At 26.6% G+C, this 26,567-nt stretch carries 16 protein-coding genes and 1 pseudogene; 8 read left to right on the top strand and 9 right to left on the bottom strand.

The annotated features are described in order from the left end of the window. Positions 1–47: 47 nt before the first annotated feature. Together tnpA and rbr are read right to left on the bottom strand one after the other, a co-directional pair. Entirely contained in the window at positions 48–518 is a 471-nt protein-coding gene (gene tnpA / locus ACY1IQ_RS17820) for an IS200/IS605 family transposase (RefSeq protein WP_461612632.1), read from the bottom strand. Positions 519–723: 205 nt separating this feature from the next. After that, positions 724–1,263: a rubrerythrin gene (gene rbr, locus ACY1IQ_RS17815; RefSeq protein WP_039633107.1), complete on the bottom strand. Its 540-nt coding sequence runs from the start codon at positions 1,261–1,263 to the stop codon at positions 724–726. 396 nt (positions 1,264–1,659) lie between these two features. On the opposite strand from rbr, the gene ACY1IQ_RS17810 reads away from it, so the two are divergent. Then, complete coding sequence (locus ACY1IQ_RS17810) at positions 1,660–1,974, top strand: phosphoribosyl-ATP pyrophosphohydrolase (RefSeq protein WP_461615242.1); 315 nt, start codon at positions 1,660–1,662, stop codon at positions 1,972–1,974. A 190-nt stretch (positions 1,975–2,164) separates the two neighbouring features. On the opposite strand, the pseudogene ACY1IQ_RS17805 reads toward ACY1IQ_RS17810, so the two are convergent. After that, positions 2,165–2,269 (bottom strand): annotated as a pseudogene (locus ACY1IQ_RS17805) (hypothetical protein); the annotation flags it as partial. 221 nt (positions 2,270–2,490) lie between these two features. Here ACY1IQ_RS17805 and dndB point away from each other — a divergent pair. Genes dndB through ACY1IQ_RS17780 form a run of 5 tightly spaced genes read left to right on the top strand, consistent with a single transcriptional unit; the run spans position 2,491 to position 8,911 of the window. Next, positions 2,491–3,576, top strand: a complete 1,086-nt coding sequence (gene dndB / locus ACY1IQ_RS17800) for a DNA sulfur modification protein DndB (protein WP_461615241.1) — start codon at positions 2,491–2,493, stop codon at positions 3,574–3,576. Positions 3,577–3,578: 2 nt separating this feature from the next. Beyond that, a complete protein-coding gene (dndC, locus tag ACY1IQ_RS17795) occupies positions 3,579–5,180 on the top strand; it encodes a DNA phosphorothioation system sulfurtransferase DndC (protein WP_461615240.1) in 1,602 nt (533 codons plus the stop codon). Position 5,181: 1 nt separating this feature from the next. Then, positions 5,182–7,341 (top strand): DNA sulfur modification protein DndD, encoded by a 2,160-nt coding sequence (gene dndD / locus ACY1IQ_RS17790; RefSeq protein ID WP_461615239.1) that lies wholly within the window; start codon positions 5,182–5,184, stop codon positions 7,339–7,341. A gap of 2 nt (positions 7,342–7,343) precedes the next feature. Then, on the top strand, positions 7,344–7,733 hold the full coding sequence (locus ACY1IQ_RS17785; protein WP_461615238.1) for a DndE family protein: 390 nt from the start codon (positions 7,344–7,346) through the stop codon (positions 7,731–7,733). Further along, a complete protein-coding gene (locus ACY1IQ_RS17780) occupies positions 7,730–8,911 on the top strand; it encodes a cysteine desulfurase family protein (RefSeq protein ID WP_461615237.1) in 1,182 nt (393 codons plus the stop codon). Before ACY1IQ_RS17785 ends, ACY1IQ_RS17780 begins: the two co-directional genes overlap by 4 nt. Before the next feature lie 69 nt (positions 8,912–8,980). Here the strand turns inward: ACY1IQ_RS17780 and ACY1IQ_RS17775 are convergent, their stop codons facing one another. The 5 genes from ACY1IQ_RS17775 to ACY1IQ_RS17755 form a co-directional block, all read right to left on the bottom strand. After that, positions 8,981–10,780 (bottom strand): AIPR family protein, encoded by a 1,800-nt coding sequence (locus ACY1IQ_RS17775; RefSeq protein ID WP_461615236.1) that lies wholly within the window; start codon positions 10,778–10,780, stop codon positions 8,981–8,983. Between the two features lie 134 nt (positions 10,781–10,914). Continuing rightward, positions 10,915–16,206 (bottom strand): DNA phosphorothioation-dependent restriction protein DptH, encoded by a 5,292-nt coding sequence (gene dptH / locus ACY1IQ_RS17770; protein WP_461615235.1) that lies wholly within the window; start codon positions 16,204–16,206, stop codon positions 10,915–10,917. Beyond that, on the bottom strand, positions 16,187–17,572 hold the full coding sequence (dptG, locus tag ACY1IQ_RS17765; protein ID WP_461615234.1) for a DNA phosphorothioation-dependent restriction protein DptG: 1,386 nt from the start codon (positions 17,570–17,572) through the stop codon (positions 16,187–16,189). The genes dptH and dptG overlap by 20 nt, the downstream gene beginning before the upstream one ends. 3 nt (positions 17,573–17,575) lie before the next feature. Next, a complete protein-coding gene (gene dptF / locus ACY1IQ_RS17760; RefSeq protein WP_461615233.1) occupies positions 17,576–19,942 on the bottom strand; it encodes a DNA phosphorothioation-dependent restriction protein DptF in 2,367 nt (788 codons plus the stop codon). Between the two features lie 308 nt (positions 19,943–20,250). Beyond that, on the bottom strand, positions 20,251–21,930 hold the full coding sequence (locus ACY1IQ_RS17755; protein WP_461615232.1) for an ABC transporter ATP-binding protein: 1,680 nt from the start codon (positions 21,928–21,930) through the stop codon (positions 20,251–20,253). A gap of 494 nt (positions 21,931–22,424) precedes the next feature. On the opposite strand from ACY1IQ_RS17755, the gene ACY1IQ_RS17750 reads away from it, so the two are divergent. Continuing rightward, positions 22,425–23,204: an alpha/beta fold hydrolase gene (locus ACY1IQ_RS17750; RefSeq protein WP_461615231.1), complete on the top strand. Its 780-nt coding sequence runs from the start codon at positions 22,425–22,427 to the stop codon at positions 23,202–23,204. 150 nt (positions 23,205–23,354) lie between these two features. Here ACY1IQ_RS17750 and ACY1IQ_RS17745 read toward each other — a convergent pair whose 3' ends face one another. After that, positions 23,355–24,386 carry an ArsR/SmtB family transcription factor gene (locus ACY1IQ_RS17745; protein ID WP_461615230.1) on the bottom strand — a complete coding sequence of 344 codons (1,032 nt, stop codon included), beginning with the start codon at positions 24,384–24,386 and terminating at the stop codon, positions 23,355–23,357. Between the two features lie 437 nt (positions 24,387–24,823). Here ACY1IQ_RS17745 and ACY1IQ_RS17740 point away from each other — a divergent pair, with 437 nt between their 5' ends. Then, positions 24,824–26,197, top strand: a complete 1,374-nt coding sequence (locus tag ACY1IQ_RS17740; protein ID WP_461615229.1) for an MATE family efflux transporter — start codon at positions 24,824–24,826, stop codon at positions 26,195–26,197. Positions 26,198–26,567 lie beyond the last annotated feature (370 nt).

The following is a 26,567-nucleotide window of genomic DNA, read 5'->3' as shown; positions in this document are numbered from 1 at the left end:
GTTTGCCAACCGCAAATTTTTACTAACTACCCCTAAAGGGGTTTATTTTATCTGCTCTTCTTTACTGGCTCACCCGTAAACGGGTCAATATATTCTTTTAAACTCAATTGCTCATATGCTATATCTTCTTGTATTTGATTTTTTATATATTCTTCAATTACTTTTTTATTACGCCCAACTGTATCAACATAATATCCCTTGCACCAAAATTGTCTATTTCCATACTTATATTTTAGATTAGCATGTCTATCAAAAATCATAAGAGAACTTTTTCCTTTTAAGTATCCCATAAACTGAGCTATGCTTAATTTAGGTGGAACACTAACTAACATGTGTATATGGTCCTTGCATGCATTTGCTTCTATTATTTCTACACCCTTATGTTCACATAACTTTCTCAATATTACTCCAATATCAACTTTTATCTTTCCATATATTATTTGTCTTCTATACTTAGGTGCAAACACTATGTGATATTTACAATTCCATTTGCTATGTGCTAAACTGTTATTGTTCATTATGAACTCCTCCTTTGTATTTCAAGTATTGGTCGGCAAACCTAATACTTATTTTACTAAAGGAGGATCTTTTTTTATACTCATAGCTAAAAGCTTTTTAGAACCACAGGTATAACCTGTGGTATTCTTTTATACAAAAATAAACCCTATGAAAATCATTAATTATATAGATTTTCATAGGGTTTTAATTCTAATATATATTTAATTAATAATTTTTAGCTTCCATAGCAAAATAAGCTTGTGGATGAGCACATACAGGACACATTTGTGGAGCTTCTTCTCCTTCATAGATGAATCCACAGTTTGAACATTTCCATATAGCTTTTTCTTCTTTTTTAAATACTTTTCCTTCTTCTAAATTTTTAAGAAGTGCAAGATATCTTGCTTCATGCTCTTTTTCTATTTTACCAACTTCTTCGAAAAGAAATGCTATTTTATCGAAGCCTTCTTCTTTAGCTTCTTTTGCAAATTTAGCATACATATCTGTCCATTCGTAATTTTCTCCAGCAGCAGCATCTTTTAAGTTTGCAGCTGTATCTCCAATGCCATCATGTAATAGCTTGTACCATATCTTAGCATGCTCTTTCTCATTTCTAGCAGTTTCTTCAAATATTTCTGCTATTTGAACATATCCTTCTTTTTTTGCTTTTGAAGCATAATAAGTATATTTATTTCTTGCTTGTGACTCCCCTGCAAATGCTTCCATCAAATTTTTCTCTGTTTTTGTTCCTTTTAAGTTACTCATAAGTGTAATACCTCCTACCATCTTTAAAATACATTTGTATAGCAAAGTTTTCCTTTACGTAGATTATAACAAATATATGCTTTTGCTACAACAGTGTGAGGGTTAAAAGGAATTTAATTCACAGTTCACAATTATGGATATTTCTCAGCAAAGGCTGAGAAATTTAGATTATTAGATTAGTAGTATAGAAAATGATCTATATACAATGAAGAAATAAAAAAGATTTCATAAAAATGATATAGATCTATAAACAATGCCTTAAACACAAAAAGTTAAATTTTTTATATCTATAATATTAGCATAAATCAACCTAGTTTAATTTCAATTATTTATTTCTTACCCTCTCATAAAATACCACTTATAATTAAGCCATACTAATTTTTAGGAGGTATTCAAATGAAAGTTTATAATAAACTCGTAAGAGATAACATACCTGAAATAATAGAAAATGCAGGTAAAAAGTTTGATATACATTATGCTAGTGCTGAAGAACTTGTTTCACTACTTGAGGCAAAATTACAAGAAGAAGCCTCAGAATTTTCTCAAGATAAAAATTTAGAAGAACTTGCAGATTTAATGGAAGTTATATTTAGACTTTCCTCTGCTTTAGAATATTCTGAAGAAGATCTTTTAAAGAAAAGAGAGGAAAAGAAGCTTGAGAGAGGCGGATTTAAAGAAGGAATTGTTCTTGAGAGAGTTTATGAGGATTAATAATTAACAATAAAGCACATGATATCTTTTCTTAAACTATAGGAGTTAGATATATGTGTTTTTATAGTATAATCATATTTTTGAATAATATTTTTATCTACATTGATTATTTTTACTTATATTTTAAACTATATTCTATACTCTAGCTTTCTTACTTTTTTCTAATCTCTCTTTATAAAACCTACTAGTTCTATAATCTATAACATCCTTCTAAATTCTTAAGAAGTTCAAGATATCTTGCTTTATGTTCTTTCTCATTTCTAACAGTTTCTTCAAATATCTCCGCTATTCGAAAATACCCTGCTTTTTTTTGCTTTTAAAGCAAAATGATTATAACAAATACATCATTCTGCTACAATAGTGTGAGTTTTAAAGATAATGCAATTCTTATAATACCAAGTTAAACCTGCTTCTATAATAGTATTTCTAGCTCTATTTTTTGTATAAATGCTTTACTACATTATATATAAGTAATATAATGTAGTAAAGCATTTATACGTACGTAGGAGGTATTCTATGAAGAATAATTTCTTTTACACCTTCCCTGCGATCAAGGGAAAACAGGCAGCTAGGGACTTTTTTGTTATAATGTGTCCTCTGTCGATTTTATCTAAATTATTTATATTTAGTGATGATGATTTGCCACCTGAACATAGATCTCAAAGAATTCTTAATAAAGCTAGAATTCCTGAGATTGCATCATATATCGTAAACAATCCAAAAGACTATGTCTTTTCATCAGTTACTGCCTCAATCGATGGTGAGTTTGAATTTTCACCTTTAAATAAGAGCTTTGATGAAAAGATAGGGAATCTTAAAGTTTCTATGGACAGTCGATTGCTTATTAATGATGGTCAACATAGAAGAGCTGCTATTGAGGAGGCATTAAAAGTTTCTCCTGATTTAGGTAATGAAACAATTTCCGTTGTTTTATTTATTGATGAAGGTCTCAATAGAAGTCAACAAATATTCGCAGACTTAAATAAACATGCAGTTAATGTATCTAAATCCATTGGAATTTTGTATGATTCAAGAAATCCAATAGCTATGATTACAAAATCACTACTTGAAGAAAATAATTATTTAAAACATTATACAGATAAAGAGAATCCTTCTCTACCTAAATTTTCACCTAAGTTATTTACCTTGAGTAGTATCAATGAAACCAATAAAAAATTAGTAAGTAAATTAAACATTAATGATCCTAAAATTGCTGACTTTGTTAAGGATTTTTGGAATATATTATGTGCAAACATGAAGGAATGGCAGTTCGTATTTAATAAAGATACTAATCCTCATCTTTTTAGAACCGATTATATAAGTTCTAATGGTGTAGTTCTAGAAGCTCTAGGTTTGGTTGGAAACTACTTATATATAAATAATACATCTAATTGGAAAAAGATTCTTTCAAATGTTAAAAACATAGATTGGCACAGAACTAATTTAGAAGACTGGGAAAATAGAGTTATAGGTCCAACTGGGCGCATTGTTAAGAGTGCAACATATGTAAGATTAACTAGTAATCTAGTAAAAACTAAGTTAAAAATTCCATTAACAAAAGAAGAGTTAAAATTGGAAAATAGCTACAAAAGAGGAAGTTGATTATGAGTACAAAATTACAGGATAAAATAAATTATATTCTTGAAGAAATGAAGATGGTCTATAAAAATGATAAAAGACCTTGGGTTATAGGGTATAGTGGTGGTAAAGATAGTACCACTGTAGTTCAGTTAGCATTTATGATGTTACAAAATTTATCTCCTGAGGAAAGACATAAGGATATTTATGTTGTTTCATCAGATACACTAATAGAAAATCCTATAATTCTTGGATACTTAAAGCTAAATTCTAAATTAATAAATGATGGTGCTAAAACCCAAGGGCTTCCATTGTATACTCACATAATGCATCCTGATTACAACAATACATATTGGACTAATATAATTGGTAAAGGCTTACCTACACCTACATCTATAAGATTTAGATGGTGCACTGAACGTCTTAAAATTAAGCCATCAAATAAATTTATTGAAAATAAGGTAAAAGAAAATGGTGAGGTTGTTGTACTTCTTGGAGTTAGAAAATCTGAAAGTATAGCAAGAGGCATAAGAATTAGAAATAGAGAAATAGAAGGTTATCTTTTAACTCCCCATGGATCTCTTCAAAACACTTATGTATATAATCCAATTGTAGATTTAACTACAGATGATGTTTGGAGTATATTACTTAGCAATAATGGGAATACCCCTTGGAATACAAATAATAATGACTTATTTAAATTATATATGGGAGCAGATGGTGGCGAATGCCCATTTACTGTGACTAATGATAAAGAAACTCCTTCTTGCGGCAATTCAAGATTTGGATGTTGGATTTGTACAGTAGTTACTGAGGATAAATCTTTAACTGGATTTATTGAAAACGGTGAAGATTGGCTACAACCTTTATTAGATTTCAGAACATGGATTTTAAACATTCGTAATAAACATGAACATAGAATGCAGTATAGACGAGATGGAAATCATTATTACAAGAAATTATACTTAGAAAAACTTCCTTTATTAGAAAATTATACTTTAAATGACGATCATATATTTGATGATGAAAATGGTCAATATTATATAGATTTTAAAAATTCTAAGACTTTAAAACAAGAAGGTAAGATATTTAACTCTAGCGATAAGGACAAGGTTTATCTAGAACTTTTGCCACTGACTGATAGTTTACAAATAGAGTCATCAAAAATACAATCTGATGATAAAGGTGAATTTGTAAATGTAGTTGGGTATGGTCCATTTAATTTTAAAGCTAGAAAATTAATATTAGAAAAGCTTTTAGAAACTCAAAAGCTTATGAATGAGGAATATGAAATTGAACTTATAACTAAGGAAGAGCTTAAAGCTATTGATAAAATATGGGATGAGGAAGAAGATTTAACTCGTAGAACATTAGTTGATTTATACTATGATGTTACCGGTGAGAAACTCCCTTGGGATGATTATAAAAAGCCTATTTTTGATAATGACACTTTAAGTAAAATAACAACGTTATGCGATAAGCATAAAATTGATCAAGATTTAGTTAATAAGCTTTTAATTGAAACAAATAAATATAAGCACTTTACAAATAAAACTATATTAGATAGATCAATTACTAAAATCCTTAATCAAAGACATTTGCATAAATCAATTATTGAGGAGATATAAGATGATAATTAATAGTATTACCCTTAAAAACTTTAGATCATACGAAGATGAAATTACCTTCTCATTTTCTCCTACAGATAATAAAAATATCATTTTAATTGGCGGTGAAAATGGTGCTGGTAAATCAACTTTGTTTGAGGCGATAAAATTATGTATTTATGGTCCTACTACTTATGGATACTTAGGGCAAAATCATAATTACTTAACTAAGATTAAAAATAATATAAATGACAATGCTTTTAAGAATAAAGAAATAGAGTGCTCACTTGAGTTAAATCTTTCTTTCAAAGAAGGTACTGAAATAAAAGAATATTGTTTGAAACGTTCCTGGACTTATTCTAATCAAAAATTGAATGAAAAATTTAAAGTATATTTGCATGATAAAGAATTAAGTGACGAAGATAAAGTACATTTTGATAAATATTTAAAATCTGTAATTCCTCCATCGCTATTTGATTTTTTCTTCTTTGACGGTGAAGAATTAAGTAATTTTTTTACAGGTAAGAATGCAAATGTTCATTTAAAAGAATCTATTCTTGAACTATTTAACTATGATACTTTTGAAGTGTTAAAAAAGCAACTATTAACTTACCAAAGAGCACAATCAAAATCAAATGAAAGGTTAGAAGAAGCACAAATAAACTTTGATAGCCTTTCTTCTGATATCAATAATATAAATACAGAAATTAAAGAATTAGAAAAAGATCTTAGTTCAAATGAAGATTATCTTGATAATTTATTAATTAAAAGAACTAAATTAGAAGAAGATTTTAAAAATAGCGGTGGACTTTTAGAATATGAAAAAGCCACTTTAAATTCTGAAATAGCTAAACTTGAAAATGAACGTACTGATATATATCAATCTATTAAAGATTTTTGCAATGATACTCTACCATTTTTATTAGTAGTTGATATTTTGAAATGTACTCAGAAACAAATATGTAAAGAAGAATCTCTAAATTCTTATAACAGTATTAAAGATAAGCTGTCAGGTACAATTATAAAGCAGTCACTATCTAAATATCACCTAAATCATGATGAATCAGATAATATTTATGATGAAGTGGCAACTACAATACTTTCAAATATGTTTGATACAAAAGAGTTGGAAAATGTATTAAGCATTTTACAGCTGTCACCGGAACAAAAAAATTCAATAAATTTTACTATTAATAATGTGTTATCAAAAGAGAATTTATATAAGATAGAGATTAATAATAAATTTATTAGAATTTCAGAAATAACCTCGAAGCTGAAAGCTTTAAGAGAGAAATTAAACTCAACTATTTCAGAAGATATATTAAATGGTTACTTAGAATCAATGCATTATATAAATGAAGAAATAAATGAAATCCAAAACAATTTAACCATTACAAAATCTACTATTGAGAGAAAATATGAAGATTTAAAAAATAAAGAGTATCATCTTACTAGAGCTAAAAATGAGTATACTTCTCTACTTCAAAATTCTAATGTCTTAAATATGTCTGCTAGTCTTATTTCATATTTAGAGGAGCTGCTTAAAGATATAACTATAGATAAAATAAGGTTGATACAAGAAGAATTTATTAAAATATTTACTTTAATAATTAGAAAAGATAACTATATAAATAGTATTGTTATTGATGATAACTTTAACTCTACACTTTACATAAATAAAGAATATTATACTACTGATATATTAAATATAATAAAGAATATCGGATTTAATGGATTAGCTAAAAAATATGGCCCTAAATTTTTAGATGATTTATATAAGTATTACAAAGTAACAAATAATAGAGAACTTGAAGAGAAATTAACTAATGATGTTTTTAATTCAATCAATTTAAGCACAAAAATAAATATAAATGATTTTTCAAACGGAGAGAAGCAAATTTATATTCTTTCTTTAATTTGGGCTATAATTAAAAGTTCTGGTGTTGAAATACCATTTATAATTGATACACCTTATGGTCGTATAGACAAAAGTCATAGGAATTCACTAACTACTACTTATTTACCAAATATAAGTAAACAAGTAATTATTCTTTCAACTAATAAAGAAATTGATGCTGAATTATATGAGGTTCTCAAACCTTATGTATGTAATGAATACTTACTATTATATAATACAAAATCAAGAAAAACTGAAGTTAAAAATGGATATTTTGAGGTGTAAATATGGGATTTAGATTAAAGACATCAAAGAGAACAAAAGAAATATTTGAAGAAATAGGAAAAAGCTCTAATCTTAAACCATTTGCTTTAAGTAAGATAGCTGTTTCAATGTCATTAAACGAATCCACTTCTATTGAAGAATATGAAAATACAGATACAAATGGACTTGAACTTCAAAGAACAACTGTTACTGGTGAGTTTGATATAATATATAAAGCACTTATAGAGACAAAGCTTGGAAGACATATAAATGATGATGAATACTATCCATACTTTATGAAGTTACATATGGATAGAGGAGCTGAACTTCTATATAATAAATATAAATATGCAGGTGGTAACTTAGAAAAATTCTTAACTAACTTACTGCAAAAGGGAGATGCTAATATATGATATATTTAGATAATAGTTCAACTACTCCAATTGATCCTGAAGTATTAGAAGCGATGTTGCCTTATCTAAAGGAAGAATACGGTAATCCCTCTAGCAGATATTATACATTAGCTGTAAATGCTGAGAAAGCTGTAGAAAAAGCTAGAGAACAAGTTGCTAATTTAATAAATGCAGAATCAAAAGAAATAATATTCACTGGTGGTGCTTCTGAAAGCAATAATTTTATCATTAAAGGTGTAGCTGACTATAAAAAATACTATGAGGAAAAAGGTAATCATATAATTACTTCTACTGTAGAACATAAATCAGTGCTTCAAACATGCAAATTTTTAAATGGTGATGTATTTTGGAATAAATCAGAAAAATCAATAGCAAGTCAATTTTTAAAGAAAAAAAGTGCTAAAAAAAAGGTAGACCGTGGATATGAAGTGTCTTTTCTTCCTGTAAATGAATATGCTCAAGTCCAACAAAATACCTTTAGGGATGCAATAAAGAAAAATACTATACTTGCATCTTTCATATGGGGTAATAATGAAATTGGATCATTGAATGATATAGAAAACTTATGTGCTATTGCTAAGGAAAAAGAAATACTTTTTCACTCTGACGCTACTCAAGTATTAGGAAAAATTGATATAGATGTTAAAAAAATTCCTATAGACTTTCTTTCTGTATCAGCACATAAAATATATGGTCCAAAAGGCATTGGCGCTGCATTTATTAGACAAACTAGCTTGTCTGACTACAAAATGACATCATTAATACATGGTGGTCTACAAGAAAAAGGATATAGAGCTGGAACCTCCGCCGTTCATAATATAGTAGGCTTCGGTAAAGCCTGTGAAATTGCTAAAAGAGATATGAATGAATATATTAAAAAAATCTCAAAATTAGAAATTGAAACTAAAAAAATGCTTACTGAAAAATATCCTGGAGTTGAATTCCTAGGAGATCCAGATAACCATATCCCTGGAGTTATTGGGATGTTAATTCCTGATATTGTTAATGATATGATGATTAAAGATTTAGCTGATAAAGTAGCTATTTCCTCTGGTTCTGCGTGTGGCATTGGGGAACCTTCTTATGTTATTACTGGAATTGGTCTTAAAAATAGAAGTAATAATTTCATTCGATTAACTCTAAGTAAATTAAATGTATTAAATAAAATAAATCTATAGAGAAAATTTCTCTATAGATTTATTTTATTAATAGACTCTATTCTTTATTAATCTATTCAATAATAATTATTATGATGATGTAGCAATCTCTTTAATAACATCTGATACTTTAAAATATTCATCTATATCATTATTAACATTTGGGCTCTTATAATAACTTAAATATTCTCTTTTATCTAAAGAAAAGAACTTCATGTTTGCTTCTTTATTAACAACATTTTTTTCAAAATTATACCACTCTTTTAGTATATAATCAGTTAATTGCTGTATTTTATTTTTATTCATCTTATAAGACTCTATACTTTTCATTTCTTTTATATACATACTTACAGTTTTAACTACTGCATATTTTCCATATCTAAGTGCCTCACCGAATTGATTATCTCCTGATTTTTTATTTTCTTTTTCAAGTTCAACTAAGTATTTATATACATAATATGCTATCATTAACTCATCAAACTCATTTACAGATGATAATATATTATTAAATGTTGATTTCTCAAATAGCTTATCTCCTGAACTTGCTCTTGCTTTAGCTGCATCTCCCTTATATGAAAGGGCTGATCTTAAAAAATCACTTCTATCTATTATAAGATCCTTACTTAAATACCCATCTGCAATGGCAGTTTCAAACTCGCCTTTTTTTCTTTCATAAAATAAAGAATATTTTTCATATATATGCTTTTGTATCTCTATTTGAATCCATTCATTAGATCTTCTATCTGCTTCCTCCACTTTACTTTGCATATTAGTCGCATCTGATATTTCTTCTATGAATTTACTATATTTGCTACTTTCTTCTTCATTATCACAATTTACAGTAATTATTTTTAACATAACTTTCTTATTTTTATATAACTCATCTACACCTTTTGTTTCTATGATCTTACTTAACGTATATGCAGTTTGTCCTCCATTTATAAATTGAGGATTAGTTATAATAATTTGTGCATTATTCTTTCTACCTGTACTATCTGAAGTATGTAGATCATCACATAATATTGTTATTCCATTATTCAATATTGCAAAATCTTCATCTTCATTATTTACTACTGAATCTCTAATCTTTTGATTAACTTTATTTTTTGATAAAGATAAATAATTCCTTGGATTATATTTTAATATAGAGTTCTTATATTTTTGCATTACTTGCCCTATTTCAACTACAGGTACAAATATAATAGTTACATTACACTGACCAAATGATGTTTGGAATTTTTCTGATAAACGATTTATATTCTCTTGGCTCAAATTTATTGAGATTTCTATGTTATTCTCATTATAATATGTACTTGTACAAATAGGATAAACTAACTCATTATAAGTTTTATTAAAATCAAATACTTCATATGGTAGTCCTCCGATCATATTCCCTATTTGACTCTCAGAATACTTCTTTAAATTACTTAATATTATTACCTTATAATCATATCTTGCAATATCTTTAATACTCCTTAATTCTCTTTGAAATGTTTTAACTTTTTCATTAAATTCATTTCCAAAGCTATCTGTTAATTCTCCATGAATTATTCGTTTATTCTCCATTTTCACAATTTCTTCCAAGGTTATTTCTTTTTCCTCAAAATTTTTTTCATTTGTTCTAAATTTTGATTGAATCATATAGATTAATTTATTATCATAATCAATGTAATATGCATCAAGCCCACCATCCCCAGAACCGTCAGTAATTAATTCATGTCTTTTTTCAAATTCATTTATACCAAACTTAACTTTTAAATATAAATGCATAAACGCCTTAGATTTTGCAGCATTTTTTCCCTCTTTAGAATCATCTTTATATGATTTATAGCTATTTGGTGCTGAATCACATATTTTTTCTAAAATATTATTTAATAACTCGTACTTCACCTTTTCTTCTCTCTTTCATAATATTCTATAGTATACCCAATACATATTTTAGCATTAATGGTGCTATTTTTCTATATAAACTTTTAATAGCACACATGTACTTAATCTTAGATTTAAGTACATGCGTATTATTATCAATCTATCAACTGCCAGAATGCTCTATCCTTCATATAAATAGCCCTATCAATATCCCCCATCTTAACTAAACTATAATGTTTAGCTAAGCTCTTTATCTTATTAGATAGCATTTCTTCTTCTTGTTTACTTTGAGTATTAAAAATATATTTAACAGCTTTACTACTAAGATCATCTACTTTATGGATTACCCAAGTTAAAATATAATTTGAATAGTCATTTTCACCTGTGGAAAAATGACTAAGTAATTGAGTTGAAAGTACAGTTCCTACGCCAAACTCTCTACCTTCTTTTAGTATTTTCTTTAATGAAGCAAAATTCTTACTTAAGAAGTTATCTGCCTCATCAACTAATACTATTTTATTTAATTGTCTTAGACTTCCATCTATTTTGCTATGACCGTATGCTTGCATTTGAGAATAGAATAGATCTAATGTTATTGCTACAACTAAATTTTGTATTCCTGGATCGTATCCCGATAAATCTATTACAGTTACTCCATCTATTAAATCAAAAAGGCTCTTAGTTTCTGATGAATTTGGTTCAAAAATTTCAAAATCTATTAAATTGCTAAATGCAGCATATAAACTATCTTCTTTTAGGTCTTCTTTACTTACATATATATCGTATACATCCTTAAAAGTTGGTGCTGGATTGCTCCAGGTATTAGGATCATTTTTAATTATTCCTTTTCTCTCATAAGCCTCCATTATCAGGTCTCTTAATAAAGTTTCTTGTTTTATTCCAAGGCCAAAAGCTTTAGCTAATGTTTCTTTTAACCCATTAGCTGTATGCAACGGAAGCATTGGCTTCGAGTTAGCTGCTTTAACAATCGATAATGGATTAAAAGGTAGGCGATATAGTTCAAATACGTTAGCATTGGTAGCATTCATAAAATCTTCTTTTGATTTATTATAGTCACCTTTATAGTCAAAGATTAATATTCCAACATTCCTTCCATCCACATTGTATTTAGCCTCTCTATGAATTTGAGTTATCATTGATTTTGTAAACTGAGTCTTGCCAGTCCCCATTGTTCCAATTATCCCTGTGTTAGTATGAAGCAATTTATTAGTATCATTAGGGCACCAATAAATCTCTCTATTATTTTTTTGATTTACGCCAAATAGAATTTGCATATTTCGATCTTTTTCTATAGATGCAGCTATCTCTTTAGATTGAGACTTATATGTTTTTAGTATTTCATCAATTTGATCTTGATAAGTTTTCACTTTTGGTATTTGCATTTTTGAATATTCTATTGATGATTTTGCTCCTAAAACTCTATCTTCAACTTCTGTACTTAATTCTCTTTTATCTTCATCATTTTTTGTATCTTCTATTTTAAATAAATCTATATTCTCTGCATTACTTTTCATATCTTCTATTTTAGGTAAATTTACGCCATATCTTATGTCTTTTATTTTAGGTAAGCTTACCTCATCTTCACCTTCTTTTACTATACCTTCATTTTCTAATAATTCACGTATTTCTCTTATGCTCTTAGTTATAAAACTAAATCCGTCTTCTTCGGACATTTCAATAATCATAACACCATCTTCTAGACTGACATTATTAAAAATATTTCTTCTTTTAAAAGATATAACAGCTGCTTGTCCAATAGATTCTTCCATAGAATTACTTATTTCATATTCCTCATTAAGTAATTTTCTCCTTAAATCAGAATCAATTATACTTTTCCAATTTTCTTCATCACATACATTATAAAGATTAAGCTTTTCTGCACTTGTTATTACTAATTGCATTAAAAAATTACGATATACCTTTTGACTACTATTAATAGTTCCATTTTCACTCGGCAATAAAGTTTCACTAAATATCTTTTTAGTTGATTTTACTTGTTCTACACCTTTTTGTATGTATGAAGAATTATTTTCTCCTATTTTAACCTCTATTGGATAGTAATGAACAAATATTTTATCCTCTACATTTTCTATACCAACTAAAAGGATATCGTCACTAGTAACACCATTCTTATCAAATCCTAGATTTTTCGCTGAAAAAAATCCTTCATTTTGTTTAAGCCCCGATCCACCAGATACCCTTAGAACTTCTTCTAAAGATATTGGAACCCATATAATATTATCTTTTTTAAATTTAGCAAGTGCTAATTTTATTGCTGATAAAATACTTATTTTTTCTTTAGGGAAATGCGATTTACTTGATAATAATCTTAATAGCCAGTCCCCATTAACAGCATTAAACATATTAATTATCATTGGTGAATAATCATATTCACTTTCAATTCCTTTTTCAGTTAAGAATTCTTTAATAACTCTTTGATAAGGTTTTGATTTTCTTGTAACAGTTATTGCATCATATCCACCTGCTGTAGTATATTGATCACTATAATGTATAATCAATAAATCTTTTGCTTCTGGATCATTTTTAAAAAAGTTTAAGTCGACTTTAGGATCTATAAACGTTACCCAATGACTAGCCTCATAAATATTGTCTAATACGGTTTTGCTTTTGCTTGGCATTGATAATGCTTTACATTGGTTAATATTATAAGGTTCTCCTCCAATAGCAGCATTTAAAGCATTCAAATTTATTGCTACCTTAATTAAATCATTATCTGTATTCGTATATTTAGTGCCAAATCCAGTTCTATATGAATCTCCTAAAAATACTGATGGTATACCAGAAATTAATCCATTTAATATTATTCCTGATGGAATATTATCCATAGTTGATGTTATAATTTTTGTGTCATTATTCATTTCTAAAAATGTAATATGAGCATATTCTATTCCATCTTCAATTTTTTTTGAATAGAAATGAACTTTATCTCTATACATATCTAACACATCTTCTTCAGACATACTATCTATGTTCAAATCTAATCCATAGCTTGCTTTTAAATTACTAATATCATCACTAAACGCCACCTCTTCAAAAGCATTTGTAATGTTTTTATTTGAATATATAAATAAATCAATCGGTAAAACCTCTTTAGTTTTATTTAATCTTAATTGCTTGATATAATACTTAAATATACCTTGAAGAATTTCTTTGCTATCACCTGTATTTATTAAATTTATTCGTATAGGTGCTTTATTTCCCATACTGAACATATATTTAAAGTGCCCTACAAATTCTTCTATCTTCTCATGAACTAATTTTGATACGAAATCTCTTGAGCTTTTATATCTTGGAAGAGATTCATCTACATAATACTTCCATTCCGGAGAATTATATTGTTCCATTGGGATGTAAAGTTTACTATTCTCATCTACTATATATGGTAATAAGTATGTGGACGTAAATTTTTTAATAATCTCGTCATCTATGCTTTCATTTTTAACTTTCTCAACCATATGAAGTTGATATGCAATATTTAAAGGGTGAAGTGAAGTAAGCATTAATTCTCTATCCTCAACCTCTCTCTTTATAACTCCAATTTTAAATAAGTTCTTTTGTTCTTTTGTAAGGCAAGAACTTTCTTCTATGTCTTCTAATGCTTCTATATATTTTTTTATAAAATTTCTATATAAAATTCTAAGTTCATCATTTAAGTATGCTAAGCTTGGCAATTTATTCGAAATACTAAAATATCTTATAATTTCAGTATAAGCTTCTCTTAATTCAGTATTTAATTCTAAATTTATAGATTCTAATCCATCTACAGATTCAATAAAGTATATTCCTTCACTTTCTATTATCTGCTTTTCTAATTGAAGATTTCTTCTAAATTCATCCCTAGTAAAATATTCTTTTGTTCCATGCTGTAATTTATTCTCTCCTGTTAATACAAAATCACATTGCTTCTCTCTTTTTAGTTTCCAAACTTTTAATCCTTCAATTGGAACAACTTTTTCACTGGTTCCAACTATCCCTATAGGAATTATACATTGATTTATTTTTAAATTAAATCTAGCAAGATCACTATCATTCTCATACTCAAAATTCTCACTAATTTTTAATATCAATTTTTCATTTTCATTAATATCAATTATGTCATTATTATATTCAAGTTCATATTTAGATAAGTTTTCGGCGTATTCATTAAATACTATATTAGAATCATTTGTATTTACTGAAATATATTTATTTTTTCCTTTCATAATGATTGAATATCTTGTTTTTATACTTTCCAGGTATTTCTCATTACAACTTAACATTACGATTTTAAATTCAAACTTTATATTTTTATCATTTTTGTAAACTATCTTATAGAAATCAGTATCTGCTTCTGATTTATGTATTGTTGCCTTTATTTTTTTTCCTGATATACTTACACCTACTGATCCTTTCATTGATTTTTTATCTAAAAACTCACTTTTTAAATAATCATCAAAATTAAATTCTAATTCTATAGTTTCTCTATTATCCTCATTAAAAACTATGATATTTCTAATTCTTGACTTAACTTTAGATGTCCCCTCTTCTCTATCCCATTCTTGATTAGATGATTTATATTCTAAAGGCTTTATTTTTTTCTTTTCTTCTACAGATTTACTTACCTCTTTATAATCTACAGATTTCCAATCTTCACCCTTTAGTTTATCTATTCCTTTTTCATCAAAATATCTTTCTAATTGCAATTCTGGATTACCATAATTATGTATCTCATCTACCCTACTATAATAAATTGCATTTATAGCAAGTCTATTTTTTAACTCTTTTCCTTCAAGGTTTTTTAATTCACTATCATAAAATAATCCAAAATTTTTGTATTGATTTTTTTCAATGCAAGTTTCATTAATTATTTCTAACAAATCTCTATATTCAAAAACTGACACATTTTCTCCTAAAAGATCTTTTTTCTTTCTTTCTAAATCTAGTTCTATAATAGCCCTATCAACTTCACTAAATTCCGAAATTTCCAATTTTACCCTTATATCTCTCTCAATTGAATTTATGTGAAAAGGCATTCCATCCTTAGTAAATGATTCCGTTCCACCGATAATACTATCAAGATTAGTATCATGAATAAAGAGTATAGCTTTATCTTCATATCCTGGTTCTACTCCAACCATATTCCTAAGTCTAGTTAAAAAATCTGGTTGAACATTATTGATAGTTGCTGATACTATAAGCTTTACTCCATGAAAATTTAAAAGATATGAGTTATATTTAACTTCTCCTTTACTATCTTTATAAATATAATTATCACAAGATATATTATTTCTCAATTCGTCATACAATGCTTGTACTTGTTCTTGTTTTTCAAATTGAATATTATACTTTGCTCCTGGAGTTAGAGCATTAGCACTAAAAAATTCTACTATTTTATCTGACAAATAGCTATAAAACTGATCTAACATATTGCGCATCCCCACTATCTGATTTCTTTTCTAATAAATTTAATTTTTCATATAATTGTACTATTTTAATTTTCGAATCTCTATCAAAAAATATTCCTCTTTTTTCAAATTCATTAAATAATATACTTAACTTTAGTTTTTTATTATCATTAATACATATCTTAGTAATTAAAATTATATCTTCTTCAGTTAAATTTAAATTATATCCAAGTGATCCCCTTTTCTTAGAAAAGTTTTCATATACAAATTTTATATACCAGTTCTTGTAAGCTTCATTGGCTCTACTTCTACTTGATTTATTAAACTGATATTCTATTGCTTCAAATAATTTATATACTTTATTGAATGCTTTATTTCCACTATCTCTATTCTTTTCTTTAAATTCATTCCAGTCCTTATCAGTTATACGACTTGTATACTCTTGATAAAGCAGCTCAATTTGCTCCGATATTTCTTCTTCATCCATTAAGTTAAATAGATTACACAACTCTACATAACCTAGCTGTTCATTTAACCCATGATGATTTAAAAATTCTAAAGTAATGGCATGAGAAAATAATGAATTTACACTATTTTTAAGTAGATCCCATCCAAATCTATAGGCTGTTCTATTTTTAGATGTGCTTTCCCAACTCAAAGTATAATATATAGCTTCAGGAGAACTTAAATCTGCTTTTTCAAAATTAGATAACTTCACTGCTAATTGAGATACATAAAACATATAGTAATACTCAAGAAATCTCTTTAAAAAATTCTTATATAATTCTTCATTTTTTATAAGAAATTTAAAATCTTTAATAAATAAATCCTTTACAAAAGGTAAATAACATTTATAGTTCTCATTTATAACTGTTTTATTCTTCAATTCTGGTAAAGCATTTAAGACTAATTTATACAATATATTTTCTACATCTCTACTATAATGTTCTATTACCAAATTCTTTAACTCATCATCAAAAAATATTGAATATAAGAACTTAGCAATTTTTTCATCTGAATTTGTTGATGCTATATAATTAATAGTTTTTATATCAAAATCTACTAAATTTTCACTATTTATAAACATTGTCTTAACTATATCCCTAAATACTTCTTTACTAGTTACTCCTTCAAATTCGCCTATTTCTTCTACAATATTTTCAATAAATTCATTAAAATTAAATTCATTCTTTAAATCTTTATCACATATGCACCTTGAAAATGCACCTACAACACCATTAAAATTTGAGACTAATGTTTTTTCATTAGCTGCATATGGTAGTAACTTAAATTGATTTCCTTGACTATGAGTTAATCCATTATCTTTAAATTTAAATGTATTTCTAACTTTTTCAAAATCTATTTTGTATTGTTTTTCTTCATTCATATTTTATATCTCCACAAATCTATAAAATTCAAATTCAGTATCATATTCTAATTTATATCTTTTATTAAAATCTCTATTTTTTTCAGTAAATATAAGTTTTTCATTTTGAGAACCTATCTCCTCAAGTTTATTAATAAATTCCACAAATTTAATAAATTGATTCTTATCCTTTTTATTAGGTCTATATCCATTAACTACTTGCATTAATAACTTGTATAATGAAAAATCTATATCTATTTCATAAGCTTTTTCGAATTTTTCACTTTTATATTTTAATTTTAAAGTTGTAATAAACTTTTTAATATCTATTTCATCATTCTTAGGTAAATTACTCGTGTCCACCTTTAATTGTAAATCCTCACTTATCTTATATTTGATTTGATTTTTTCCCATAAAAATATTGATTTGATCTTTTTCTGCTTCTCCGTTCCATTTAATAATTCCATTTTTAACATTATCATATAAACTTTTAAGTCTTTGTTTATCTCCTTTATTCCAGAAATACAAACCTTTCATATAATTCTCATAAACACAATCTTTTAGTGAAAATATTTCTCCTTTACCACAAATATAATAACTTCTTATAAATAATTTTAATAATTCAAATCGTATATTTTTGTCCTCTGTTTCTTCAAAGTCTATTTTATTAATTTTATCAATATATCCATTGGGATAATCAATGTAATTTTTAAAATAAGACAATATATCTTTAGAATTATTAAATTGTATTATAAAATCATCTATATCTTGATTCCTAACATTTAAAGGATCTACGCTGTTTAATGCATCAAAGATAAATGACAATTCTTTGCTATTAAAAATTATATTTGGCATAAGAGATCTTACATACTCTAAATTGTTAATTTTATAAATGTCCTTTTTAAATATAGGAGAATTAACATCAATATATGATCTAGGAACTATTAACTCATACATAAAATTCAATAATGCTCTTGTAGAAATTATTATTTTTTTCTTGATTATACATTGAACTAATAAATCTACTATTGATTTTTGTACCCTTTCATTACTTAGCAATTCATAATTAGCCTTAATAGGACAACATGCGCAATTGCTGCAATCAGTGCAATATTTTTTATATGATTTATGAAAAATATTGTACTCTGATGAATCTATAATTTTAGTTATTAAAGATTCTATGTAACTAGAACAAACCTCTCCGTCTTTTAAGGTAAATATGTGATAATCACTAAAATTTACAAATTGAAATGAGTTATTTTCATCAAAGCTACTATCTTCAATAGTAGTCTCTAGAATTTTTTTATCCTGAACATATTTTTTTAGAATAGAAAATCTTTCACCATACTTTGAATCTATAAAATTATTTAACGTTCCAAGGTTAATAGCAAGTATGAATTTTTCATTACTTTTTTCTATGTTTTCATCACTAAAGTTATCTAAAACTTCATTTAATGTATCCATAGACGTCTTATTTGGCTCTAAGCTTTCTGTAGCATCATTATGAAGAGTAAAGTTCTTCATAATATCTGGATAGTTATTGTTAAAATAAGATATAATATGCGATTTACCATCTCCAACACTACCACAAACTAAAATTAGCTGAGCTTTGTTAGATTCATTTGCTTTAAATATTAAGTTTTGTAATTCTTTTTGTGCTTCTCTTTCAATATGCATATATCTTTTAAATGGTGTAAATTCACCTAATCCTTCAACTGCTTCTTTTGAAGATTCTTTTAACCTAGATAACTCTTGTACTAAACATTTCTTATCTAGTTCTTTATTATCAATAATACTTTCAATTATAAGATCTTCAAAAATATCTTCTGATTCTAATTTTCCGTCCATGTCAGAATCGGCTGTCACTGCTTCGTATTTTTTATCTACTACTTGAGTCTTTGCTATTAAATCTTCCATTTGTGTCATTAGCTTTGACATCTTTTCTGTATTAATATCTGAAGCTTTATTTTCTAACGGCATTGGACTTTTATATGGAATAGCTTCAAATTCATAATCAATATAAGTTCCAACAAACCAACAAGTTATTTTGTAAATGTTTTTATGTATATTTAAAGCTATCTCCAAATCATCTTCTAAATTTGTATGTGCAGCTTTATTGCCTAATATTCTAACTGTATGAAATAGTTTATCTATTTCTCCTCCTAATACTTCCTCTTCTTCTAGCTTTCTTAATCTCTCAGCTTGCGTCATCATATTTAATAACCCATATCCCTCTAGCTTGGATATTTCTTGAGTTAAATTTTCAATAAAAGTTCTCCCTTTAATAATCGAACTATGTGGAGACGTAAATAATGTTTTATTAATATCTCTTATATAATTATTTAAATATCTATAATCTTTATCTAAATAATTGAAAACATCTTTTTCCAATTATAACTCTCCCTTCCTACCACATAAACTGTTTTTAATATCTACTTAACTAGTCAATCTTTTTATTCTTTTAATTCAGATTATTACTATTATTCTACCATAAATAGATAATACTTCATATATTAGCATGTTTTAGAATGAACATCCTTGTTTAACATACTTTTAAAAGCTTCTTCTAGGAAAAGCAAAAATAAATTTACTGAAACTGTAGCTATGCCCTGTATCAGATGACTCAAGCATCATATGTATAAAATAAAAAATTCACCATATTTCTATGATGAATTTTTATTTTACTGTTCACATTTATCTTATACTGTATAGAAATTAAAAAACTTCTCTTTCTTTTGTAATAATTCTTGAAGGTTTCCACTTTCAACTATTTGTCCATTTTCCATATATATTATCTCGTCATATAAGCTTAATAATTCTTCACTCATTTTATGAGTAATTGTGATTAATGTTAGATCTTTTATATTTAAAAGCTTACTTTCTATATCATAAGCTGTTTGCATATCTATAGCTGATGTACCTTCATCTAATACAAGTATTGGTGTTTGTTGAATTAGAGCTCTGGCGATTGCAATTCTTTGTCTTTGTCCGCCTGAAAGATTACTGCCATTTTCACCAACTAGATAATTTAATCCATTGGATGTTTCTTCTATAAATTTATTTGCACCACTTAAATTTAAAACTTTATTTATCTGTTCTTCTGAGAATTCTTTATATAAGCAGATATTATCTTTTATAGTTTTATCGAACATATAAACATTTTGATGTATAATAGAAATCATTTTGTTTAATTGTTCTATATTTAAATTCTTGATACTATTTCCATCAAATTTTATATTTCCGCTAAAATCAGAATAATATCCAAGCATTAGTTTTATTAAAGTAGACTTACCGCATCCACTTCCCCCTACTATTGCATATTTCTTGTTTTTATCTATCTTTAGACTTATATCATTAATAATAGATCTTCCATTACCATAGCTAAAAGACAGGTTTGATACCTCTAAATTATTATTAAAATGTGGTTTATCTTTACCTATAAAATCATTATCTTTATAGGCAGAAAATTCATCGATTCTTTTAATTATAGGTTTAACACTATTAAGCTTAGGAAGATTGCTCATTATCATTATTACAGGTTGTACAAAAGTACCTGAAAGCTGAACAATAGCAATAAGCATTCCCATGGTTAAGTTACCCTTTATAACTAAATATGATGATAAAAATATAGCTACAAATTGTGTTCCCATGCCTAATGTTTGAGATAGAGATTCATTTATTACAAATATTTTATCAGCTGCAAATTTTGCATTAGCTAAATTATTATTTTCTTCTTCAAATTCTTTACCTATACTATCTTTTAAATTATATGACCTAATAACATCATATCCAGAAAATATATCCTTAAGTTTAGAAGTAAAGAATGATAGTCTATTTGAAAGTTCCAATTGTTTCTTTTCTAAAGCTTTTCCAAAAAGACTTGGTACTATAAAAATTAATAGCATACTTATGAATATTCCTAATGTAACCAATGGACTTAAATATAGTAAGAGAATAACTGTTACAATAAACATAACACCATATTGAAAAATTAAAAGCAACGGAACAATGTAATTCTCTTCTATTAACTTCATATCATTTGTTAATACTGAAATATAATCCGCTGTATTTTTAGAGTTGAAATCCTTATAGTTTCTTCTAAGTATCCCAAAGAACGCCTTGTTTCTTAGCATTTTTAATAAATTTCTAATAAACATTTTACTTAAAATATCATATATAAAATATAGTAATCCTATAAGAATACCATATCCTACTGAATATATTAATATCCTTTTAAAACCTTCCATATTTCCAGCAGTAACATAATCTATAGTAGTTTGGATAAATAATGATAATCCTACCAAAGCTACTGATGATATTACGCTGAATATAACCGTTAATACTAATAATAGCTTATTTTTCTTAATACATTCTCTCATAGCACTTCTCCTAATTTAAATAAATTCAATTATATAATCATCTAATTAATTAGATGATTATATAATTCATGTTATTATCATATTATTAAATTAGATACTTGTCAAATAAATTTTATAATCATCTAAATTACTTAAAATAAAAGCTATATTAATGAACTCTGTTAATATTTGATAAAACAAATAAATATTCTATAATAAAATAAAGAATATTTGTTTAGAGATATTTATATGTCATTAAGAGAATCACTACAGAAATTAATAAATTAAATTTAGTAGACCTACATTGTTTTTAAAAATTTTATCAATTTACTTTCGTTATTGTCAGTTAGGAAAAATGATTATTGAAAGTTGTTTACTTTCAATTAATGAAATTTTTACTCATCAAAATATATGAATTTTATCAAATCTATTATTAACTGACATTGAAAATCTTACCGAAGAATATATTACTAACACTAAAAAGATAAAATTTATAAAAAAGTGAGGTGAAACATTTGGCTTTACATTATCAAGAATACGGTGATAAGAATGCTTCCTTGATGCTATTTTTACATGGTGGCGGAGTAAGTGATTGGATGTGGGATAAGCAAATTCAATACTTCACTCATTATCATTGCATTGTTCCAATCTTACCTGAACATGGGTTAAACAATTATGAAATTAATTTTTCTATAAAAGGTAGTGCAGAAGAATTAATTAAATTAATCGAAGAAAAAGGAAGAGGAAAGAAAGTAATTCTAATTGGTTTTTCATTAGGTTCTCAAGTAATTATTCAAATACTAAGTATGAAACCAGATTTAATTGATTTTGCAATAATAAATAGTGCTTTGGTCAGACCAACTCTATTCACCCAAAAATTAATAAAACCTACTATTAAATTATCCTTTCCATTAATTAAAAATAGGTGGTTTTCCAAACTACAGGCAAAAACATTGTATGTAAGTGAAGACTATTTTGAGAAATATTATGAAGAAAGTTGCCAAATAAAACTGGACACTCTTGTTAGAGTACTAGAAGAAAATATGTCCTTTGAAATACCTAAAGATTTTAAAAAAGCAAACGGAAAGATATTAGTTACTGTGGGTAAAAAAGAAAAAGCTATTATGAAAAATTCTGCAAAAGATATTGTAGAAGCTAATTCAAATTGTATAGGCGTGATTATATCTAAAATTGGACATGGGGTTTCTTTAGCAATGCCCGACTTCTTTAATCATATGATAGAAGCATGGATACATGAAAATAATTTACCAAAAGAGTGTAAAGTGATAAATTGATATTTGTCGTTATTATTGATGTGAGTTTTAATCAAACCAAAAAACAAAAGGACTTCATAATTGTGAATCCTTTTGTTTTAAGTGAAAATCAACAATACTATTTAACATAGCCAAAATAAAAAAATCTCCCAGTTATACTGAGAGACTTTCCTATAATAATGTACTATTAAGTTCATCTATAAAATTTTTTAATCCAATTTTATTTAAATTGTAGTATACCTTACCTTGCTTTTTTTCAACAACAACCATACTACGCTCTAATAATGATCCCATATGGTATGAAACTGTAGCTGGAGTAAGATTTAAAGCTTCAGCTATCTCTAAGCTATATTTAGGTCCAGCTTTTAAAAGAGCTATTATTTCTAATTTACTTTTGTCACTTAAGGCTTTTAATTTTAAAACAAGCTCTCCTTTGTTTCCCATAGAATTAATGCACTCATTGTATGTAAGCTCAAATAATACTCCTACAAAATATGTATTTTTAAATTCAAATAATGAAGTTCCAAATGCTAATGTAGGAATTATATTAATTTTACTATTATCATTTTTTATAATATTATTTAATACCTCACATTTATCTGAATTAACATATTTAATATAATTACTTATTAATTTAGATAATGGCTTCTCAACAGCTTTATAAGCTTCATTATAAGCATTTCTATTATCTTCTATTGTTTTAATTAGTGATTTATAATACTTCTTAGGATCATTTAAAATAATCATTAACTTCCATTTAGTATTTTCTTTAAGGTCTAATTCTTTTATAAATTCTATTATATTATTTAATGTACTAATAGAATCTATAGTTCTATCTTGTTCAAATTGCTCATTATAAACATCTAAAATTATAGCTTTAAACTCTTCATTTTTCATATTATCTATGGAATTTATTAAATCTTCATTATTAATTAGAGTAAATGCAATTAACAAGAAAATATCTGTATCATCTTCATCAAAAAAGAATACTTCACTTTCATTAACAACCTTATGTTTATTAAACGTCTCTATATATTTATCAATAATCTTAAGATTTTTCTTTATAAATAGTTCTCCATTAATTCCATTATTATTAAGATCTTTTATTAATAGATTAGTAACTTCATCGTAGTTCTGGCTCATATAAATCAATCCAAATATTTCACAAATGGGATTTAATTTATCAAGTATTTTAATTCCCATATTAATCACTCCCATAAATTAGTTTACTAGAATATCCATATTATATCACAAAAGTTAATTTAATATATCTATCTGTAATATTTATAACATTGACCTGTGTAATAAGCCCTTTTTCCATTATTTATGGTGTATAATAAACTTTGGGGTTATTTTTTACTACATATGTATGCATGCTTAAATCTTAACTTATTAACCTGTTAATTGAAAATTAAGAATTGGGTATTGAAAATTAGAAATGGATTTTTAGTTTCTAACTAATTATATAGTTTGCGAAGTTGCTTCCAATACTTAATACTTAGAGTTCAAAACTTGTATAGTTATAAAGGTATAAGTCATATAAAAAACACTAGTCCTTATAGTGTTTCATTATTTATTTAAGTATGCCTAAGTTAAAAATGTAGTTTATACCTCTACAATATATCTTTAGGAGGTAGGTAATGAAACGAAAAAATGATTTTACTAAAGGAAGTGTGCCAAAAAGCATACTAAGCTTAGCATTACCAATGACTTTAGCTCAATTGATCAATATACTTTATAACATAGTTGATCGTATGTATATTGGTAGACTTCCAAATGCATCAACTTTGGCTCTTACTGGTATTGGAGTTACATTTCCCATTATTACAATTATAATGGCATTTGCGAATCTCTTTGGTATGGGTGGAGCACCACTTTGTTCTATTGCGCGAGGTAGAGGAGACAATGAAGAAGCTGAAAAAATTATGGGTAATTCCTTTGCTCTTTTGATTATCTCTGGTATATCGCTTACACTATTAGGATTAATTTTTAAAAAACCGCTGCTTTTTCTTTTTGGTGCTAGTGATGCTACATTTTCCTATGCTAATGACTATATTAGTATTTATCTACTAGGAACTATTTTTGTTATGATTAGTCTTGGAATGAATAGCTTTATTAACTCTCAAGGCTTTGGCAGAATGGGTATGATGACTATTCTTTTAGGTGCTATTGTAAATATTGTCTTAGATCCTATTTTTATCTTTGTATTTAACATGGGAGTTAAGGGTGCAGCCTTTGCTACCATAATATCACAATTTTTATCATCACTTTGGGTATTAAAATTTTTAACAGGAAAAAATACAATATTAAAGCTTAAATTTAAAAACTTTAAAATAGATTTATCCATATTGAAAAGAATTGTTTCTCTTGGATTATCTACCTTTATTATGGCACTTACTAATAGTACCGTTCAAATTATTTGTAATATTACTTTACAATCTTACGGTGGAGACTTATATGTAGGTATTATGACAGTGATTAATTCAATTCGTGAAATTATTATGATGCCAGTAAGTGGTATTACTAATGGATCTCAACCTGTCTTAGGATTCAATTATGGTGCAAAAGAATATAAAAGAGTACGAAGTGGAATTAAATTTATGTCTATAGTTTGTATTGTATATACAACTTTAATTTGGCTCACTTTAAGAATGTTTCCAGAGTTTTTTATACGAATATTCAATAGCGAACCTGAACTAATTCAAAAGGGTATTCCTTCAATGAATATTTATTTCTTTGGTTTCTTTGCTATGTCATTACAATTTGCAGGACAATCTACCTATGTTGCCTTAGGTAAATCTAAACAAGCAGTATTCTTTTCACTGCTTCGTAAAATAATTATTGTAGTTCCTCTTACTTTAATTTTACCAAGAATGTTCAACTTGGGGACTACAGGAGTATTTTTAGCAGAACCAATTTCAAACTTCTTAGGCGGAACAGCTTGTTACGTAACAATGCTATTTACAGTTTGGCCATCTCTAAAAGAAGAGAAAAGTGATTGTATGAATTTATGAGAAATCTTTCATTTAAGTAGACAATTTGAGATTAATTTTTGTAGCGGCGAACATTGTTCGCCATTTTTTATATATTTAATATTATTAAATTTTTCTACTTGATTCTCCGAATATGCTTTACCATAATAATATATCTATCAATTTTAGTATTAAGATAATATTTTAAAATAGTATTTATTGAAATATCAATTTCCTGACCAACATATGGTAATAGAGTCCAATTTGGGTTTTCTGGAGAACACTGTTCTCCCCTACAATTTATCAATTCTAAATTTATAAGCAGTTGCTGAGAAATATCCAAAATTATGAATTGTGAATTGAATTAAGAAACGATTCATTCTTTTTAATAATTTTCATTTTATAATTTGTA

The sequence above is a fragment of the Clostridium sp. Marseille-QA1073 genome (genome assembly GCF_054863625.1).
Note: the sequence above shows the minus strand (reverse complement) of the source record. Positions and strands in the feature narration are given on the sequence as shown.

Coding starts and splice junctions, on each gene's coding strand:
- dptH (WP_461615235.1), bottom strand. CDS start 16,206: ATGTTAGATCAGTTTTATAGCTATTTGTCAGATAAAATAGTAGAATTT.
- ACY1IQ_RS17785 (WP_461615238.1), top strand. CDS start 7,344: ATGGGATTTAGATTAAAGACATCAAAGAGAACAAAAGAAATATTTGAA.
- rbr (WP_039633107.1), bottom strand. CDS start 1,263: ATGAGTAACTTAAAAGGAACAAAAACAGAGAAAAATTTGATGGAAGCA.
- ACY1IQ_RS17755 (WP_461615232.1), bottom strand. CDS start 21,930: ATGAGAGAATGTATTAAGAAAAATAAGCTATTATTAGTATTAACGGTT.
- dndB (WP_461615241.1), top strand. CDS start 2,491: ATGAAGAATAATTTCTTTTACACCTTCCCTGCGATCAAGGGAAAACAG.
- dndD (WP_461615239.1), top strand. CDS start 5,182: ATGATAATTAATAGTATTACCCTTAAAAACTTTAGATCATACGAAGAT.
- ACY1IQ_RS17740 (WP_461615229.1), top strand. CDS start 24,824: ATGAAACGAAAAAATGATTTTACTAAAGGAAGTGTGCCAAAAAGCATA.
- dptG (WP_461615234.1), bottom strand. CDS start 17,572: ATGAATGAAGAAAAACAATACAAAATAGATTTTGAAAAAGTTAGAAAT.
- ACY1IQ_RS17810 (WP_461615242.1), top strand. CDS start 1,660: ATGAAAGTTTATAATAAACTCGTAAGAGATAACATACCTGAAATAATA.
- ACY1IQ_RS17745 (WP_461615230.1), bottom strand. CDS start 24,386: ATGGGAATTAAAATACTTGATAAATTAAATCCCATTTGTGAAATATTT.
- dndC (WP_461615240.1), top strand. CDS start 3,579: ATGAGTACAAAATTACAGGATAAAATAAATTATATTCTTGAAGAAATG.
- tnpA (WP_461612632.1), bottom strand. CDS start 518: ATGAACAATAACAGTTTAGCACATAGCAAATGGAATTGTAAATATCAC.
- ACY1IQ_RS17780 (WP_461615237.1), top strand. CDS start 7,730: ATGATATATTTAGATAATAGTTCAACTACTCCAATTGATCCTGAAGTA.